This is a genomic window from Streptomyces sp. NPDC094032 (genome assembly GCF_040303965.1).
Classification (GTDB): Bacteria; Actinomycetota; Actinomycetes; order Streptomycetales; family Streptomycetaceae; genus Streptomyces.
Genome location: NZ_JBEOUE010000001.1, coordinates 539261 through 557184, shown reverse-complemented (window position 1 = coordinate 557184; position 17924 = coordinate 539261). Strand labels below are relative to the sequence as shown.

Sequence of the window (17924 nt, the reverse complement as noted above, 5' to 3'; positions counted from 1 at the left end):
CCCCATGAGCGAGCAGACCGCCACCACCCCCGTCGTCCGCCGCGTCGACGCCCGCCACCGCTACGAGATCCTCGTCGCGGACCAGCGCGCAGGCCTGACCGCGTACCGCGACCGCGACGACCGCCGGGTGTTCTTCCACACCGAGGTCGACGACGCCTACGCGGGCCAGGGCCTCGCCTCGATCCTGGTCGAGCAGGCCCTGACCGACGTCCGCGCCGCCGGGATGCGGATCGTCCCGGTCTGCCCGTACGTGGCCAAGTTCCTCAAGAAGCACGAGGAGTTCGCCGACATCACCGACCCGGTGACCCCCGAGGTCCTTTCCTGGCTGGAAACCCAGCTGCGCCACTGACACCCGCCCCGTGCCGCCTGATTCCGCCCGGCACATGACGGCCGGTTTTGGCGCTGTCACATCCCGTGGCCGGCTCTAGGGTCCGTGATTGATCACTCAACATGAACGGAAGGGCACCCAACGTGACCACTCCCACGGATCCGGATGTGCAGGCCATCGCAGGCGAGGCCTACGTCTTCGGCTACCCGCTGCTCCTGATGGACCTCACCCGCCAGGTGCAGACCAACACCGTCGACCCCGACCCGGACCATGGCCTGGCCCCGACCAACCAGTTCTGCAACTACGAGCATCTGGCCACTCCCGAGGACAGGACCGTCGTACGCGCCAACCTGGACACCCTGTACTCCCAGGCCTGGCTCGACCTCGGCCCCGAACCGCTGGTGCTGTCCGTGCCGTCGATGGGCGACCGGTACTGGCTGATGCAGATCCTCGACGACTGGACCAACACCGTCCACGACCCCAGCAGCGTCCGCCCCGAAGGCTCCCTCACGTACGTGCTGACCGGCCCCGACTGGTCCGCGCAGGACACTCCGCTGCCCGACGGCCTCACGCACCTGCCGATGCCCGCCGACACCGCCTGGATCATCGGGCGCATCGAGGTGCGCAGCGACAGCGACCTGGCCGACGTCCAGGCCCTTCAGAAGCAGCTCGAACTCCTCCCCCTGAGCGCCTGGCAGCACGGCCACTACGTCCCTGCCGCAGGGACCGTCACCGACGTCGACATGGTCACCCCGCCCGCCGAGCAGATCGCCGCCCTCAGCGGACGCGACTTCCTCGACCGCCTGTGCACCCTGCTCGCCGGCACTCCGGAAAGGCCCGAAGACGCCCCCGTCCTGGCCGAGTTCGCCACCATCGGCATCGTTCCCGGCGGCAATGTCGACGCCCTCTCCGACGCGGACCTGGACGCCGCCAAGCAGACCGGACTGAGCCGCATACAGGGCCACACCGGCACCGACCCCGTCAACGGCTGGCGCTTCGAGACCACCGACATCGGCAGATACGGCGTCCACTACGAGCAGCGCGCCTACATCGCCATGACCGCCCTGGGCGCCAACCTCCCCCAGGACGCCCTCTACCCCAGCACCGGCGTCAGCGCCGACCAGCGCGACGGCCACCGCGCCTACACCCTCACCTTCCCCGCCGGCCAGACCCCGCCCGTCGACGCCTTCTGGTCGCTGACCGCCTACGACGCCGACGGATACCTCATCGACAACGCCGCGCAGATCTACTCCATCGGGCACCGCTCCACCCCGGCCCCCGCCCCCGGCAGCCAGGACATCGTCCTCCTCATCCAGACCGACGCCCCCGACAGCCCCCTCAGCGCGACCAACTGGCTGCCCATCCCCGCCGACGGCGCCTTCAGCCTCACCATGCGCCTGTACGCCCCACAGGACTCGGCCGTCTCCGGCACCTGGCAGCCCCCGAGCCTGCTCCCCGCCGACTGACCGGACCCGGCCCCCGGACGGACCCGGCGAACCCGACCCGCACGACGACGGCGGCACAGGAGCGAGCTCATGGACCCGATCGACGAGCAGGCCCTCTAGCACCGCGCGTTCCAGGCGGTCGTCCGCCCCCGACGGCTCCTGGGTGCTGCCCGACATCCAGCCCTGGGCTTAGCGGCCCGCGGCTCGGCCGTTCCTCCAAGCACGCTCTCATTCGCGATGGAGGGTCGTACAGCTTTCTTGCAGATGCGAGCCCGCGCGCCCTACGGTGTCGGGCATGCAGTCCTACACCATCGGGCAGGCCGCGCGTCTGCTGGGCGTGAGCCCGGACACCGCGCGGCGCTGGGCCGACGCCGGGCGGGTCGCGACGCACCGCGACGAGAGTGGCCGGCGTGTGATCGACGGGAAGTCGCTGGCCGCGTTCTCCGTGGAGATCGCCCAGGGCGACGACGAGGACGCGTCGTACACCTCGGCGCGCAATGCCTTCCCGGGCATCGTCACGGCGATCAAGCTGGGCGACATCGCGGCCCAGGTGACGATCCAGGCCGGACCGCACCGGCTGGTCTCCCTGCTCACCCGTGAGGCCGTGGAGGAGCTGGGTCTTGAGGTCGGCATGCGGGCCACCGCCCGCGTGAAGTCGACCAGCGTGCACATCGACCGCACCTGACCGCCCTCACGCGTACCGGGGCAGCGTGCCCGTCGGCGCGGGCGGCCCTCTCCCCGCGCTTCCGCCCCCATGTCTCCGGGATCATCGATGAAACGATCAGGCCGCCGTACGTCCGGCGCCCGTCCGCCTCTCCTGCTCGCGCTGCCCGCGCTGGTGGCCGTGGCCTTCCTCTGTCTCCCCCTCATCGGCATCCTCGTCAGGACCGAGTGGAGCGAGCTCGCCGCGCATCTCACCGCGCCGGGCACCGTCGAGGCCCTGCGGCTGTCCCTCCTGGTCTCCTTCTGGGCGCTCGGGCTCTCGCTCCTGCTCGGGGTGCCGCTCGCCTGGCTGCTGGCCCGGGTGCCCTTCCGGGGCAAGGCGTTCGTGCGCTCACTGGTGCTGCTGCCGATGGTGCTCCCGCCGACCGTCGGCGGTGTCGCGCTGCTCCTCGCGTTCGGGCGGCGCGGACTGCTCGGGCCCTGGCTGGAGTCGGCCTTCGGCATCACGCTGCCGTTCCACACCTCCGGCGCCGTCCTGGCGGCCACCTTCGTCGCCATGCCGTTCCTGGTCATCAGCCTGGAAGGCGCACTGGGCGGTCTGCGGCCCCGGTACGAGGAGACGGCGGCCTCGCTCGGCGCCTCACCGGTCCGGGTCTTCTTCACCGTCACACTGCCGATGGTGGCGCCCGGGGTCGTCGCCGGGGCCGCGCTGACCTGGGCGCGGGCGCTCGGTGAGTTCGGCGCCACCATCACCTTCGCCGGCAACCTGCCCGGCACCACCCAGACCCTCCCGCTCCAGGTCTATCTGCTCCTCCAGGACGAGCCCGAGGCCGCGACCTCGGTCTCGCTGCTGCTCCTCGCCATCGCCATGACCGTGCTGATCGCCCTCCGGGGGCGCTGGACGGGCACCCCGACGGGCCGGGTCCGCCACACGGCTCCCGCGCCCGACGCGGACGCCGCCCCCACCGGCCCGCCGGTGGCAGAAGAGCCGCGCCCCGCCCCCTCGGACGCACGCTGGGCGCTGCACGCCGAGGTCACCGGCTACACGCACCTCACCCTCGACGCCGAACCCGGCACCACCATCGCCGTCGTGGGCCCGAACGGGGCCGGCAAGACCACCCTGCTCCGCGCGCTCCTGGGCCTGACCCCGCGCGCCCACGCCGACCTCACGCTCGGCGGCACCGACGTCACGGCCCTGCCCCCGCACCAGCGGCGGGTCGCCTGGGTCCCGCAGGACGGCGCCCTCTTCCCGCATCTGACCGCGCTCGCCAACACCGCGTACGGGCTGCGCGCCCAGGGCGTCCCGCGCGCGGAGGCCCGCCGCGAGGCGCAGAGCTGGCTCGACCGCCTCGGCGTCGGCCATCTGGCCCAGCGCCGTCCCGCCCAGCTCTCGGGCGGTCAGGCCCAACGCGTCGCCCTGGCCCGCGCCCTGGCCGCCCGCCCCCGGCTCCTCGTCCTCGACGAGCCCCTCGCCGCCCTGGACCAGACCACCCGGGCGCATGTACGGCACACCCTGCGCACCCATCTCACCGGGTTCGGCGGCGTCTGCCTGATCGTCACGCACGACCCGGTGGAGGCCGTCTCCCTCGCCGACCGCGTCCTGGTCCTGGAGGACGGGCGCGCCCTTCAGGACGCCGCTCCGGCCGAGGTCACCCGCCACCCCCGTTCCCCCTGGGTCGCCCGGATGCTCGGCCGCAACGCCTGGCCCGGCACCGCCACCGCCGACGGGCTCGCGCTCGACGGGGGCGGAACCCTGGTCGCGGCCGAGCCGCCGCCCGTCGGCACCCCGGCGCTGGCGATCGTCGCGCCCGAGGCGGTCTCCCTGCATCTGGAGAAGCCCGCCGGCAGCCCCCGTAACGTCTGGCCCGGGACCGTACGCGAGATCACGGCGAGCGGCAGCAGGCTGCGGGTCCTGGTGACGTCCGACCGGGCGCCGGACCTCGTCGCCGAGATCACCCCTCGGTCGGCGGCCGAGCTCGGCCTCGCGGAGGGCGTTCCCGTCTGGGTCGGCGTCAAGGCGACGGAGACGACCGTCGTCACCCTCTGACGCCCACGGGGGTGCGCGCCTTCGCGCGTGGTCAGAGGATCGGCGGCCGGCCCAGTCGGGTCATGCGCCAGACCGTGCTCCAGCGCATCGCCGCACGCGGGCCGCACGGGGTCCGCACGCCCTCGAAGAAGCCGCCCCACCAAGCCTTGAGGCCCACGGCCTGCCGGGTGCGCAGATGGGTGATGAGGGTCCAGACGCCGAGGTAGACCGGGATCAGCGGGACCGGGAGGCGGCGGCGGGCCAGCCATACGCGGTTGCGGGCGGTGTAGCGGTAGTGGGTCGCGTGCCGGGCCGGGGAGGTCTTCGGGTGCTGGAGGACGAGCGACGGCTCGTAGACGATCTTCCAGCCGTGGTCCAGGGCGCGCCAGGCGAGGTCGGACTCCTCATGCCCGAAGAAGAACTCCCCCGCCCACAGGCCGGTCTGACGGAGCATCGACATCGAGAAGGCGTGCCCTCCGCCGAGGAAGGCGGTCACCGGACCGCCGCGCATCGGGTCGTCCGCGCGCAGCCGGGGCACCCAGCGCCGCTCGGTGTGGCCGTGCTCGTCGGCGACCCGGAAGCCGATGACGCCCAGCTTCGGGTCCTCCGCGAAGAGCCGCTGGACCGTGCGGAAGACGTCGTCGGCGATGAGCAGGCCGTCGTCGTCCAGTTCGACGACGACGTCCACCTCACCGGAGTCGCGCAGGAGTTCCAGGCCGACGTTGCGGCCGCCGGGGCAGCCCAGGTTCTCGGTCAGCGGGATCTTCGTCGCGTCCGTCATGACGTCGGTCAGCGGGGTCGCGTTGCCCACCAGGACCACCCGGGTCGCGGGGACGTCCTGCTTCTCCACCGAAGCGAGCAGCGCCTCCAGCTCCCGCGGGCGGTTGCCCATGGTGACGATGACGACTCCGATGCGCGGCAAAGGCATGACGGTGAACTCCAGTTGTCGACGACGTGCCGATGCTAACGCCGCCCGCGTCCCGCCCCTCAATCGGCGCTCAGGAGCGTTCCCTCGTACGCCAGCCACTGCGCGAACGCGTGCAGCCCCTTCGCCGCGCCCGTCGCCGGCGTCCACGCGGGCGGGCGGGGGCCGTCGGCGAAACCGGGCCCCGGCTCCCGGGGACCGGGCGCCGACGGCTCCTCCCGTACGGGTACGGGGCGGACGGACGCGTGCACCGCCCGCGCCAACTCCCCCACCGTGCACGGCTTCTCCGCCGCGACGGTCAGGGTGCGGGCATCGGGCCGGTCCCGGAGCACCGCCGCCACCGCGTCGGCGAGATCGTCCACGTACACGGGGTACACCTCGGCGTCCCCGTCGCCCGCCACGACCACGGGCCGGCTGCGCAGGGCGTCCCACACCATGCGGCCGACGAGGGTGTGCCGGGAGCAGCCGGGCCCATACACCTCGCCCACCCTGAGGACGTACGGGCGTGCCGCCCCGCCCGGCCGGACTGTCAGCGCCCGCACGGGGGAGCCGAAGCGCAGGCCGGTCAGGTCGACGACGGCGTCCGGGGCCCCGGACCCGGTCAGGTCCGTCAGGTCGGCCAGGCGGCGCGCGAGGTGCTCGCCGAGCGGCGTCGCCCCACCCCGCACGACGAGCCCACCGCCCCGACGGGACGGCGCCTTCCCCGACAGCGGTGTCGGCGTCCGCCCTGCCGCCTCGCGGCCCGCCGCCAGGGCCCGGTGGGCCACGGCCGCGAGGCTCTCGCGGCGGGCGGCGATCCGCTCCTCGGTGCTGGTGTCGCTGATGCCGCCGGGGCCGATCGTCGCCATGGCCTCCGCGTACACCTCGGCGCGCGGCACCGGTCCGGGGTCCGGGGCGTCCAGGCCGCGCCGGGCGGCCTCGTGGCCCATGGCGAGGGCGGTCAGCCAGGTGCCCCTGACGTCCGGGGCGTCGCGCTCGGTTCCGGGCGGGACGAGCAGCGAGCCGGGCAGGCCCTGGCCGCGCAGGTACTGCTCGGCGTCCATGTGCAGCCATCGTTCGGGGCCGGGTCCGGCGACCCGGACCGCGCAGCGGGCGACGCCGTTCTTGAAGAAGGGCAGCACATCGAGGCCGGTCAGCCGGTCCCCCTCGTCGCCGGGCCGGTCGCCGGGCAGGAAGCAGACCGAACGGCGCGGCCCCCGGAAGGCGTTGCCCGAGAGGGAGCCGCGGTCCTCGTGCTCGGCGAGGCTGGGGACGGAGACGTAGCGGGGGACGCGGTTCTCCTTCAGGTAGCGGTGCATGAGGATGTCGTCGGGCCAGCCGCCGAGCCGCGCGCGGCCGTAGCCGACGAACCCCTCGGCGACGGCCCGGGGCAGCACGATCGCGACGCACGGGAAGTACTCGTTGACCGCGCCCACCCAGCGGGCGCCCGCGAGGGCGCCGAAGCGGACGGCGGCGCCGTTGCGGGAGTCCCACAGGGCGAACAGGGCCAGGGCGGCGTCGGGCATCGCGTCGACCGCGAGCCGGACCCGCTCGAAGAACGTTTCGGACAACATCATGTCGTCCTGGACCACCAGTTGATGCGTGGCACCGTCCTCGATCGCGTCCCAGGCGGCGAGCGCCGTGCGCAGCACCGAGGGGGTGCCCGTGGGGTCCGGGTCCATCACCACGCGCAGGGCGCCCTCGGGCGCCGCGAGAGCCATCCTCTCAGCGGATCGACGGCGCTTGGGGTGGGTCATGACGACCCCGCTGAGCCGATGACGCGTCACGCGGTCTCTCCTCTTCCGGTGGGAAACGGGGGGTGCTCGAACGGCTCCGACCGTCCTCCGGCCGCGCCGCGGTGCGGTCGGGACCGCCGGATCCGGACAGTACGGAGGCCGCGAAAGCCTCGCAAGAGTGCCGAATCCGCCCTCTGGCGGAGTGACGGAAGTGCCACGGATGCTGACCTGACGCGCCTGGGGCCGGCCTCCGTACGGGGCCCCGGGCGGGTCCGCTCGCCATCCGAGTTCGTCGTCGGCCCCGGAAGGGACGTTCATGTCCGCTGGATCGCACGCGTTACCGCACGGAACGACCGACTCCGTCCTGTCGCGGCTTGAGAAGCTCCGCGACGCCCGTGTCGTCGTGACCGGAGGAGGGGGTCTGGTCGGCAGCCGGCTGGTGTCCCTGCTCTGCCGGGTCGGCGCGGAGGTGGCCGTCCTGGACCGGATGGACGCGTATCCGGAGTCCGCCCACACCACGTTCGGGGTGGCGCGGACGGGGGCCAGGCTGGTGGTCGGGGACATATGCGACCGGGAGGCGGTCGCCGAGCTCGTCCGGGACGCCGACTTCGTGGTCCACGCCGCCGCCTTCGCGGACGTGGCGGCCTGCACGCGCCGCCCCGACATCGCCTTCCGGGCCAATGTGCAGGGCACCCAGGTCGTCCTGGAGGAGGCGGCCAGGGCCAGGATCCGGCGCCTGGTGCTGGTCTCCTCGGCGTCCGTGTACGGCGACGGCCCCTCCGACTCGCCGGGCCCGCACGTGTTCCACGAGGACCAGGCGCTGTTCCCGCTGTCGGTGTACGCCAACGGCAAGCTGTGGGCGGAGCACCAGACGCGGCTGATGCTCGGGGCGCAGTCGGGCTGCGAGTACGCGATCGTGCGCTACTTCTCCGTGTACGGGGAGCCGCAGATCCCGAAGCCGGGCAGCCACTCCTGGATGGTGCCCTGGCTCTCCCTCCAGGCCCGGCTCGGCCGCCCCATGCGGCTGAACGGCGGCGGGGTCCAGGTGCGCGACCTGGTGCATGTGGAGGACATCGCCGAGGCGACCGCGCTCGCGCTGGTGGAGGAGGGGATGGCGGAGCAGACCGTGAACGTGGGGACGGGCGTCCCGACCTCGGTCCGGGAGGTGGCGGACCTGATCACCCCCTACTTCCCCGAAGCGCGCCGGATCGTCACCCCGCGCCCCGAGGGCGACCCGCTCGGCGGGTACGCCGACACCGAGCGGTGCGCGGAACTGCTGCGCTGGCGGGCCCGGGTGGACGTGGCGGAGGGCGTCGACCGGTACGTGCGGTGGCTGCTCGCCACGCCGGAGGCCATGCCGCGCTGGCTGGTGGAGGACCGCGCGTGACAGGGTGCGGCCGCGTGGCCGTCCGCCGCGCGGCGGACGGCGGAGGAGGCGGTACGGGCATGGGCTACGTCGGGTCGTACATCTGGTCGCTGCGTCGGGAGGTGGGCGGGCGGAAGCTGCTCGTCCCCGGCGCGCAGGTCCTGCTCCTCGACGCGGAGGGCCGCGGCCTTTTCCAGCAGCGGGCCGACACGGGGGTGTGGGAGCTTCCGGCGGGCGCCTGCGAGGAGGACGGGGACTTCGCCGACGCGGCCGTGCGCGAGGTGGCCGAGGAGACGGGGCTGCGGGTGGACCGGGCGGACCTGGTGGCCTTCGGTTCGCTGTCGGACCCGGCCGTGCACACGCTGACGTACCCGAACGGCGACGTCACCCACTGCTTCGCGCTCTGCTTCGTGACCCGGCGCTGGTCCGGGGAGCTGTCGCCCGGGGCGGACGAGGTGCGCCGGGCGGAGTTCCGGCCGCTCGGGGATCCGCCGGGCCCGCTGCACCCGCCGACACGGGTCGTGCTGTCGATGTATCAGGCGTTCGAACAAGAGGGGAGGTTCCAGGCGAGGTGAGTGACGTGCATCCGATCCGCGCGGTGGTGCCGTGCCGGGCGTGTCTGTCGGGAGAGGACCTGGACTGGCTGGGCGGGGGGCGTTCGGTCAGTCTCGCCCTCGCGCTGCCGACCACGGTCGAGGTCGTGCCGGAGGGCGCCGCGCGGGCGGCCGGTCAGGAGGCGGCCGAGGGCGGCTGGCGGGACGAGGTGTGGGCCTTCCTGCGGGGCCGGCTGCCGGGCCTCGGCCCGGTGCCGCCGCCGGTCCTGGTCCACAGCGAGGCGCCGCCCGCGAGCGGCCTCTCCTCGTCCACGGCGCTGATCGTGGCGCTGTTCCGCGCCTTCGCCGAGGCCGGGACACCGGGGCGCGCGCTGCCCTCCGACCGTACGATCGCGCAGTGGGCGTACGAGTTCGAGTTCGCCCGCTTCCACGGCGGCGGCATGGACCATCTCGCGGTCGTCGAGGGCGGCGCGCTGCTGCTGGACGGGCGCGAGCGGGGTCTTCCGGTGGTACGGGAACGGCTCGCCCTGCCGGAGGAGTGGCGGGTGGTCGTGGTCGACTCGGGCACCCGGAAGGACACCCGGCACCACATCCGGGACGTACGGGCGCAGCTCTCGGCCGGCGACCCGGCGCTCGCCGCGTACCGGCGGGCGGCCGACGGGGCGTCGGAGCGGGTGTGGGAGGCGCTGCGCGGCCGGGACCTGGCGGCGCTGGGGGCGGCGATGAGCGACGCGCACGTGGCCATGCGGGACCACCAGCGCATGTCGACGCCCCTCCTGGAGGACCTGCGGCGGTCCGCGCTGCGCTCCGCCGGCCTGCCGCTGAAGCTCAGCGGGGCCGGCGGAGGCGGTGCGCTGGTCGGCGTCTGCCGGGCGGACGCGCTGGCGGAGACGGTGGAGCGGCTCGGCCGGGCGCTGCGCGTCACCCACCCGGGGGCCCGGATCCTGCCCACGGCGGCGGCGCCGGGCATCCGGGACGCGCCGACGCCGACGCCGACGCCGACGCCGAGCTAAGGGGACTGGAGGAACTAGAGGAAGGGGTCGTAGTCCTCGACGGGCGGGACGTCGCCGGTTCCACGGGCGATACGTTCCAGCTCCAGGTTGGAGCTGTGGCGGGCGCAGTGGAACCGGCAGTCCCGGCTCGGGTCGACGATCCCCCGGTCGGACTTCTCCCAGAGGGTGGCGAGGTCGTCGGTGACGGCGTCGCCTATGCGGGCGAGCGGGTTGCCACGGTGGTAGGAGCACACGTACACCCCGGACGGGGTGATGAGGGTGCGCAGTTCGGCGACCCGGCAGCGGTCGTACGCCTTCGGCTGGACGGCTCCGGACTGGCCGCGCAGGGAGGTGAGGGTGGAGGAGTTGACCAGCTGGAAGCGGTCGCTCTCCAGCCGGGAGGCCTCGGCGAGCTGCCGGTCGACGGAGGCCAGCAGCTCCCCCGGGACCTGCACGATGTGGTGGTCGTCGTCGAACATGGCCTTGGTCTCGAAGTAGTCGCAGCCGATGTCGTGGGCGAGTTCGGCCGCGGTCAGCACCTCGTGGTGGTTGGTGACGGTCGTGCCGTCGGATTCCCGCCGGGACATCACGAGGAAGGAGTAGCCGAGCGCGCCGCTCTTCTCGGCGGCGAGCAGCCGCATGTTCTCGATGACCTTGTCGAAGACGCTGCGCCCCTTGCGGTCGGGCCGGAAACGGCCGTACGTGTCGGCGGTTCCGGCGTCGACGGAGACGCGGACCCAGGAGGCGTACTGGGCGAGCTCGGAGAGGTTCTGGCGGATCATCGTGCCGTTGGTGACGACGCCGACGGCCAGTCCGGCCTCTCCGAGGATGCGTAAGACCCGTCGGGTGCCGCGATGGGCGAGGGGTTCGCCGCCGCCGATGAGGACCACCGCCCGTACGCCCATGGCGACGATCTCCTCGGCGAGGGCGGCGAGCCGTTCGGGGGTGAAGCGGCCCTGGTTGAGGAGCTTTCCGCTGATGCACTCGGGGCAGGCGAGGTCGCAGAACGTGGTCGGGTCGAGGTCCACGACCAGCGGGGCGCCGGTCGGCGAGCCGGACGCGGCCTCCAGGACGCGGGGCCAGCCGGCGGGCTGGTAGAGCTTGGACACGAGGTCGAGGCGGTCGTGCGTCATGAGGTCCTCCTGAGGACGAGGGACGGTGCCGCCGGGGCAGGGTGGGGCCTCCTGCGGTAGGGCTCAGCCCTTGACCGCGCCGACGGCGAGGCCGGAGGCGATCCTGCGCTGGACGGCGAGGAAGAAGACCACGACGGGCAGGGCGGTCAGCGTGGCGCCCGCCATCAGTCCGCCGTAGTCGGTGCCGAATCCGGTCTGGAACGAGACCAGCCAGATGCTGACGGTCTGCTTCTCCGGCGTGGACAGCAGGACGTAGACGAGGACGTACTCGTTCCACGCCTGCACGAGGGCGAAGACGGAGGTGGCGACGAGGCCGGGGGCGAGCAGCGGCAGGGTGACCCGGCAGAACGCGCCGAGCCGGCCGCAGCCGTCGACCAGGGCCGCCTCTTCGAGCTCCACGGGGACGGCGACGACGAAGCCGTGCAGCATCCACACCGTGAACGGCAGGGTGAAGACGAGGTAGACGAGGATGACGCCGGTGAGGCTGTCGGTCATCCCGGCGTCGTTGAGGAGCAGGTACACCGGGATGATCAGCGCCGCGAGCGGGATCATCTGGACGGCGAGCAGCACCAGGACGAAGGCCTTGCGGCCGGTGAAGCGGAAGCGGGCGAGGGCGTAGGCGGCGAGGGTGCCGACGAGGAGGGAGACGACCACGGTGCCCAGGCCGATGACGACGCTGGAGCGGACGTTGGCCCAGAAGGTCTCGGTGGACAGGGCCCGGGCGAAGTTGTCGAGGGTGGGCCGGCCGGGCCAGAACTCCGGGGGCAGGCTGAGGATGTCCGTGGCGGGCCGGAACGCGGTGAGGACCATCCAGTAGACGGGGAAGCCGGTCACCGCGGCGATGAGCAGGCCGAACAGGTCGTGGCGGAGCGGCGGCCGTCGCCTCACTCGATCTCTCCCGTCCGGAGCATCTGGCGCAGGTAGACGACGGATCCGGCGAGCAGCAGCACGACGGTGACGAGCGCGATGGCGGCGCCCGTGCTGTACCGGTTCACGGCGAAGGACTCGATGAACGAGTAGACGCCGAGGAGGTAGTACTCGCGCTCGGGCTGTCCGCCGCGCATCAGCCAGATCTGGTTGAAGACGCCGAAGTCCCAGATGGCGGTCAGCGTGGTGACCATGAGGAACACCGGTTTGATCACCGGGAGGGTGATCAGCCGCAGGATCTGGAGCGGCCCGGCCCCGTCGAGGACGGCGGACTCCTCCAGCTCGGGCGGCACCTGGGCGAGCGCGGCCCGCAGGGTGATGGCGGCGAACGGGAGCGAGCCCCAGACGACCACGGCGACGATGACGGCGAAGCCCTGCCACGGGTCGGTGAACCAGTTGTGCCGGGACAGGTCGACGCCCGGCAGGGTGGAGAGCACCCAGTTCACCACGCCGTAGTCGGCGTCGAAGAGCCAGCGGAAGATGGATCCGGCCACCATGACGGGCATGGCCCACACGGTGACGAGCACCGCGGACATGACGGCGCGCACCCAGGGCGAGACGCGGTGCATCTGGAGGGCGGTGACCAGGCCGCAGAGCATGGTGAGGACGACGCACACGCCCGTGAAGAGGACCGTGCGGGCCACCACCGTCCAGAAGAAGCCGTCGCCGAGGATCCTGCGGAACTGGTCGAGCCCGGCCCACGGCGGGGACGTGCCGCTGAACAGCTGCTCGCGGGTCATGTCCTGGAAGGCGAGCGTGACCATGTCGACGAGCGGATAGCCGAGGACGAGGACGAGCGCGAGGACCGTGGGGCCGATCAGCAGATACGGCAGGAGGGACGGCGAGCGCCGCCGCGCCCGGTCAGCGCTCATTGATCACTTCGTCGATCCGCCGGTCGGCCTCGCGTGCGGCGTCCGCGACGGACGCCTTGCCGGTGGCGATGCGTTCGAGCATCTCGGGCAGGACGTTGGACTTCTCCACGGAGGTCCAGCCGGGGGCGAGCGGGGTGACCCAGCCGCGGGCGGCGGCCTGCGCGGCGGGCCCGTTGATGCCCCCGGCGGCGACGTCGGCGAGCTGCCCGGTGTTGTTGGGCAGGGTGTTGGCGGCGATCAGCGTCTTCTGCGACTCCCGGTCGGTGAACAGCCGGATCCACTCCGTGGCCAGCTCCTTCCGGTCGGACTTCGCGGGGACGGCCAGGGTGGAGCCGCCGAGGAACGGGGGCAGGACCTGCCCGGAGGGCCCGGGGAAGGCGAAGGTGGCGAACTTGCCCTTCAGCTTCGGGTCGCCGCCGGAGCGGCTGTCGGCGGCGGCCTCCGCCTCCCAGGTGTTGCCGTAGAAGACGCCGACGCGGCCCTGCCCGACGACGGCCGGCTGGTCGCCGTTGTCCTTGGCGCGGTCGCCGACGTAGTACGTGTCGATGAGGTGTTTCCAGGCGGTGAGACCGGCGACGGAGCGGGGCTGGGACAGGGCGCCCTTCCAGCGGCCGCCGCCGTCCTTGACGGCCATCTCGCCGCCCGCGTCCTTCACGAAGGCCATCGCCGCGTACCAGTAGCGGCCGGGCATGTAGAAGGCGGAGAAGTTCGGGTCCTTCGCGCCGATGGTGCTCTTGAGCCGGTCGAGCGCGGTGACCAGCTCGGGGTAGCTGCGGGGTGCCTGGTGGACGCCCGCGCGGGTGAAGTAGTCGGTGCGGTAGACCCCGACCCTGGCGCCCGCGTAGTACGGCACGCAGTACGTCTTCCCGTCCTCGCGACACGCGTCCGCCAGGGCCGGCAGCCACCGGTCCGACTGGTCGAAACGGGACGGGTCAAGCGGGGCGAAGGCCTTGTTGACGATGTAGTTGGTGGTCTCGCTGTTGCCCATCTCCACCACGTCCGGCACGTTGCGCCCGGCGAGGACCGCGTCCAGCTTCTGGTTCTTCGTCGTCCACTGCTGGTACTGGACGTCGACCTCGACCCCGGGGTGGGCGTTCGCGAAGCGAGCGTTGACGGAGGCGACCAGCTCCGGCCAGCTCTCCTTGGCGTCCACCGCGAGCCACACCGTCAGTTTGCCGCCCTTCTCGGGCCCCTCGCCTCCCGAGCCCGCACCCCCCGACCCGCATCCGGCGGCGGCCAACGACAGGAGCAGCGCCAGGACGACGGGCCTGCGGGACATGCGAAGGGCCATGGATTCCTCCGTGTGGGCTCCGGCAACGATCTCCTCCCTACCCCGGCGACACTCGCTCCTCGCGGCGACACGGACATTCGGCCGGAACATGCCGCTGGCTGTCCCACGGAGGGACGCCCACCTTGACGCCCCCGGCGTCGCACCCTCAGGTTGGGCCTCTGCGTCACCCACACGACCCCGAATCGAAGGGCTTGTACGTGACCGAGCAGAAGACGACCGTGTCCGACGCCACCCCCGACATCTCCGCGCGACCGGTACGGGTCAACTCCTGGAACGGATGGGACCCGCTGCGCCATGTGATCGTCGGCAGGGCCGAGGGCACCGTGGTCCAGGCACCCGAGCACGCCGTCCGCCGGGACTATCCCGACGACGGCTTCCCGCTGGGTACCTACGGCCCCATGCCGGCGGACATGGTCGCCGAGGCCGACGAGCAGCTCGACGCCTTCGCCGCGATGCTGCGCCGCCGCGGCATCCGGGTGGACCGCCCGACCCCGGTCGACTTCAACCGGCCGGTGAGCACCCCGGACTGGACGCAGGACTCGATGTTCGGCTGCATGCCGCCCCGCGACCTGCTGCTGACCGTCGGCAACGAGGTCCTGGAAGCGACGATGTCGTACCGCAGCCGCTGGCACGAGTACCTCTGCTACCGGCCGCTGCTCCAGGACCTGTTCGACTCCGACGAGCGGATGCGGTGGGAGGCGGCGCCGAAGCCGCGCCTCACGGACGCCTCGTACAACGTCGGCTTCTGGGACACGTACAACGACCTGCCGACCGAGGAGCAGCTGGCCCGGGTCCGGGACTACGACCTGGTGCTGACCGAGGCGGAGCCGCTGTTCGACGCGGCCGACGTGGCGCGCTTCGGCAAGGACCTGTTCGTCCAGTTGTCGTTCGTCACCAACAAGAGCGGCTACCAGTGGCTCAAGCGGCACTTCCCGGACCACCGGGTGCACGCGGTGACCTCGACCAACACCCATCCGCTGCACATCGACGCGACCTGGGTGCCGCTCCGTCCCGGCCTGGTGCTGCACTGCGGCGAGCGGCTCGCGGACGCCGAGCTGATGGAGTTCTTCAAGCTCAACGACTGGGAGATCGTCGAGGCGGTGCAGCCCGCGAGCTGGGACCATCCGCCGAAGCTGTCGTTCTGCAGCCCGTGGCTCGCCGGGAACATGCTGAACCTCGACGAGAACACGCTCTGCGTCGAGGAGAACGAGGTCCGGCTCTCGGAGCAGCTGGCGTCGTACGGCTTCGAGATCGTCCCGGTGCCCTTCCGGGCCGTGGGCCCGTTCGGCGGCGGGCTGCACTGCGCGACCGTCGACATCGAGCGGGACGGCGCGCTTCAGGACTACTTCCCGCGCCGGTACGGCCGGTACTGAGGCCGTGCCGACAGGCGATCCGGCGTACGCGCTGCCGCCGGAGGTCCGGGCCGTCGTCTTCGACTTCTACGGGACGCTGGTCCGGATGGTGGAGCCGTTGCCGCCGGACCACCGGGCGATCTTCGCCCGCCGGGGTCTCGCCGCGCAGGGCGCCCGCTGGGGCGACCAGTGGGCGGTGGGCCCCGGCGAGGGCGAGGAGCACACGGCGCACTCGGTGAGCGAGACGGCGTACACGCGCTGGGAGCGGGGCCGGCTGACCGGCAGGGCCCGTGCCTGCGGGGTGCCGGAGGGCGCGCTTGAGGAGCTGGTCGGGGAGATCGACCAGGCGATGAAGGCGGTCCACCTGGAGCTCTTCGGGGACGCCCGCGCCGTCCTCGGAGGGCTCCGCTCCCGGGGGCTGCTCGTCGGGGTGTGCTCCAACTGGTTCTGGAACCTGGAGGAGTGCGTCGCCGGGGTCGGCCTCGGCGCGGACGTGGACGTGGTGGTCGGCTCGGCGCGGACCGGGGCGCGCAAGCCGCATCCGCTGATCTACCGGGTGCTGCTCGACCGGTGCGGGCTGCACCCCTCCCAGGTGCTGTTCGTCGGCGACATGTGGGAGCCGGACGTGCGGGGGCCGCTGGCCGCCGGGATGCGGGCCGCGCATCTGTGCCGGCCCGACCCGGCGGTCCGCGGGCCCGAGCCGCCGCTGCCCGCGGGGGCGGCCCGGATCCGCGGGCTCGCGGAGCTGCTCAGGGGGCCGGGGCGCGGTGGCGCAGCCGGTCGAGGAGGTTGCGGGTGACCCGGACGACGCCGGCGTCCTCCTCACGTCCGCAGACCACCGGCCAGTCGGTGGTGCCTGCGGTGAAGACGGTGCCGCCCGCGGTGTAGAGGCCCATGGTGGCGGCCCGGGGGCCGGTGTGTTCCGGCTCCCGGACCGGCCCGTTCCAGTGGCCCCACTTGAAGTCGTGGAAGTCGTCGTGGAAGGGCTCCAGGAGGTGGATGCCGAGAATGAGGAAGGAGCCGGGTGTTCCGTCGGCTCCGGTCGGCCGCGCGATGCCCCGTTCGTCGTACGCGAAGGCGGCGCCGTCGCATTCGTATCCGATGAGCGGGGTGCCCGCGCCGAGCCGGTCCGGCTCCTTTCCGCCGGATCCGTCGTTCAGTCCGGTGCCCGCGTAGATCCAGTGGTCGGCGTGCTGCACGGTGTATCCGTGGGACGGCCGGTCCCCGGGCCATTCGGTGCTCGGCCACATTCCGCCGTTGCGGAAACTCACCCCGGTCAGGGAGTTCTCGGGGCGGCCGACGCCGTCGGGTGAGGGCGCCCACCATTGGTCGGTCGCGGGAAGGTGTGGATATTCCTCGCCCACATGGTGGTCGGTGTCGGACACGAAGGCCGTGTTGCCGTCGGTGGGGTGGACGCGCCACCAGCAGGTATTGGCGCTGAGAAAGGCGATGTTCCCGCCCTCCCCGACGAATCGTTCGGCGTGGTCGCGCATCGCCTCGCTCCAGTATTCGTCGTGTCCGACGCTGAGCAGCAGATCGTAGGAGGAGAGGAGTTCGGGGTCCTCGTGCAGATCGAGGTCGGTGCAGAATTCGACCGGATAGGAGTGCCGTTCGAGCCAGGCGATGAACGGCGCGTCCCAGTAGGCGAGGTCGATCACCCCGCCGGGGCGGTGCAGGCTGACCTTGTGCCCGCGGGGGGTGCCGTCGTCGCCGGTCAGGTGGACGGGGTGGTCGTAGAGGCTGACGGCGCGTTCCTCGCCCGGCCGGTCGGAGCGGTTGTAGGCGTGCCGGGTGAAGGTGGACTTCTTGTAGAGGATGCGGGACCGGCTGCCGGCCCTTCGGGGCCGTACGACGAAGAATTCCCGGGCGGCTCCCTCGATTCCCGAGGCGTCGAGGAGTGGCGGTGCGGGGGCGTCCGCCCGGTCCTCGACGAACTCGGCGAGGTACATTCCCGGGGTCCAGGTCTCCGGGACGGGCAGGGTGATCTCCGGCCAGTTCCAGTCGTCGGCGGGTGAGGCCCGTCCGGGAACGCCGTCGGGGTGCGGGGGCGGGAGGTGGAGGGAGCCTGGGAACCATTCGGTGTCGGCCACATGGGCGAGTTCTCTGCCCAGGCGGTAGAACCGTATCCGGAATCGTGGCGCGTCGGTGGAGAGGTGAAGGGACAACTCCCCTCCGGAGAGCACGCTTTCCCGGCCCGCGTATCCTTCTATCATTCCGGAGATGCTAGGCAGTCGGGAAATGCGGGGCAATGCCGCCGCGAACCGGCCATTCTGGATCCCCTTTCGGACAGCGCGCGGGGCGGCCGAATCGCTCTTGGACGAGCCGGGTAGTGCGG

General features: G+C 72.6%; 16 protein-coding genes. 9 read left to right on the top strand and 7 right to left on the bottom strand.

Annotated elements, in window-relative coordinates:
* The first annotated feature begins 4 nt into the window (after positions 1–4).
* The 4 genes from ABTZ54_RS02205 to ABTZ54_RS02190 all read left to right on the top strand — a co-directional run bounded on the left by ABTZ54_RS02205 (position 5) and on the right by ABTZ54_RS02190 (position 4483).
* Positions 5–349 carry a GNAT family N-acetyltransferase gene (locus ABTZ54_RS02205; RefSeq protein ID WP_351655894.1) on the top strand — a complete coding sequence of 115 codons (345 nt, stop codon included), beginning with the start codon at positions 5–7 and terminating at the stop codon, positions 347–349.
* A gap of 122 nt (positions 350–471) precedes the next feature.
* Positions 472–1794 carry a DUF1254 domain-containing protein gene (locus tag ABTZ54_RS02200; protein WP_351655889.1) on the top strand — a complete coding sequence of 441 codons (1323 nt, stop codon included), beginning with the start codon at positions 472–474 and terminating at the stop codon, positions 1792–1794.
* 274 nt (positions 1795–2068) lie between these two features.
* The gene (locus tag ABTZ54_RS02195) at positions 2069–2458 is read left to right on the top strand and encodes a TOBE domain-containing protein (protein WP_351655886.1); all 390 of its coding nucleotides are present in this window, start codon (positions 2069–2071) and stop codon (positions 2456–2458) included.
* Positions 2459–2545: 87 nt separating this feature from the next.
* Positions 2546–4483 carry an ABC transporter permease gene (locus tag ABTZ54_RS02190; RefSeq protein WP_351655883.1) on the top strand — a complete coding sequence of 646 codons (1938 nt, stop codon included), beginning with the start codon at positions 2546–2548 and terminating at the stop codon, positions 4481–4483.
* 31 nt (positions 4484–4514) lie between these two features.
* On the opposite strand, the gene ABTZ54_RS02185 is transcribed toward ABTZ54_RS02190, so the two are convergent.
* Together ABTZ54_RS02185 and ABTZ54_RS02180 are read right to left on the bottom strand one after the other, a co-directional pair.
* Positions 4515–5390, bottom strand: coding sequence for a glycosyltransferase family 2 protein (locus ABTZ54_RS02185; RefSeq protein ID WP_351655878.1), 876 nt, complete (start codon positions 5388–5390; stop codon positions 4515–4517).
* 59 nt (positions 5391–5449) lie between these two features.
* The gene (locus ABTZ54_RS02180; protein ID WP_351655875.1) at positions 5450–7087 is read right to left on the bottom strand and encodes an NAD-dependent epimerase/dehydratase family protein; all 1638 of its coding nucleotides are present in this window, start codon (positions 7085–7087) and stop codon (positions 5450–5452) included.
* Positions 7088–7418: 331 nt separating this feature from the next.
* On the opposite strand from ABTZ54_RS02180, the gene ABTZ54_RS02175 reads away from it, so the two are divergent.
* The 3 genes from ABTZ54_RS02175 to ABTZ54_RS02165 are packed head-to-tail and all read left to right on the top strand — an operon-like array spanning position 7419 to position 10035.
* Positions 7419–8489 carry an NAD-dependent epimerase/dehydratase family protein gene (locus ABTZ54_RS02175; protein ID WP_351655872.1) on the top strand — a complete coding sequence of 357 codons (1071 nt, stop codon included), beginning with the start codon at positions 7419–7421 and terminating at the stop codon, positions 8487–8489.
* A gap of 14 nt (positions 8490–8503) precedes the next feature.
* A complete protein-coding gene (locus tag ABTZ54_RS02170; protein ID WP_351655869.1) occupies positions 8504–9043 on the top strand; it encodes an NUDIX domain-containing protein in 540 nt (179 codons plus the stop codon).
* 5 nt (positions 9044–9048) lie between these two features.
* Positions 9049–10035, top strand: a complete 987-nt coding sequence (locus tag ABTZ54_RS02165; protein ID WP_351655867.1) for a mevalonate kinase family protein — start codon at positions 9049–9051, stop codon at positions 10033–10035.
* Between the two features lie 14 nt (positions 10036–10049).
* On the opposite strand, the gene ABTZ54_RS02160 is transcribed toward ABTZ54_RS02165, so the two are convergent.
* From ABTZ54_RS02160 to ABTZ54_RS02145, 4 genes are all read right to left on the bottom strand, one after another.
* Positions 10050–11147 carry a radical SAM protein gene (locus ABTZ54_RS02160; protein ID WP_351655864.1) on the bottom strand — a complete coding sequence of 366 codons (1098 nt, stop codon included), beginning with the start codon at positions 11145–11147 and terminating at the stop codon, positions 10050–10052.
* 63 nt (positions 11148–11210) lie between these two features.
* Entirely contained in the window at positions 11211–11990 is a 780-nt protein-coding gene (locus ABTZ54_RS02155; protein ID WP_502997169.1) for a carbohydrate ABC transporter permease, read from the bottom strand.
* Positions 11991–12031: 41 nt separating this feature from the next.
* Positions 12032–12946: a carbohydrate ABC transporter permease gene (locus tag ABTZ54_RS02150; RefSeq protein WP_351655855.1), complete on the bottom strand. Its 915-nt coding sequence runs from the start codon at positions 12944–12946 to the stop codon at positions 12032–12034.
* Positions 12936–14237, bottom strand: a complete 1302-nt coding sequence (locus ABTZ54_RS02145) for an extracellular solute-binding protein (RefSeq protein ID WP_351655852.1) — start codon at positions 14235–14237, stop codon at positions 12936–12938. The genes ABTZ54_RS02150 and ABTZ54_RS02145 overlap by 11 nt, the downstream gene beginning before the upstream one ends.
* Before the next feature lie 197 nt (positions 14238–14434).
* Between ABTZ54_RS02145 and ABTZ54_RS02140 the strand changes: the two genes are divergently transcribed.
* Positions 14435–15610: a serine/threonine protein kinase gene (locus ABTZ54_RS02140; protein WP_351655849.1), complete on the top strand. Its 1176-nt coding sequence runs from the start codon at positions 14435–14437 to the stop codon at positions 15608–15610.
* A 4-nt stretch (positions 15611–15614) separates the two neighbouring features.
* Entirely contained in the window at positions 15615–16388 is a 774-nt protein-coding gene (locus ABTZ54_RS02135) for an HAD family hydrolase (RefSeq protein ID WP_351655847.1), read from the top strand.
* Here the strand turns inward: ABTZ54_RS02135 and ABTZ54_RS02130 are convergent.
* Positions 16339–17679: a N,N-dimethylformamidase beta subunit family domain-containing protein gene (locus ABTZ54_RS02130; RefSeq protein ID WP_351655844.1), complete on the bottom strand. Its 1341-nt coding sequence runs from the start codon at positions 17677–17679 to the stop codon at positions 16339–16341. The genes ABTZ54_RS02135 and ABTZ54_RS02130 overlap by 50 nt on opposite strands.
* Between the last annotated feature and the right edge of the window lie 245 nt (positions 17680–17924).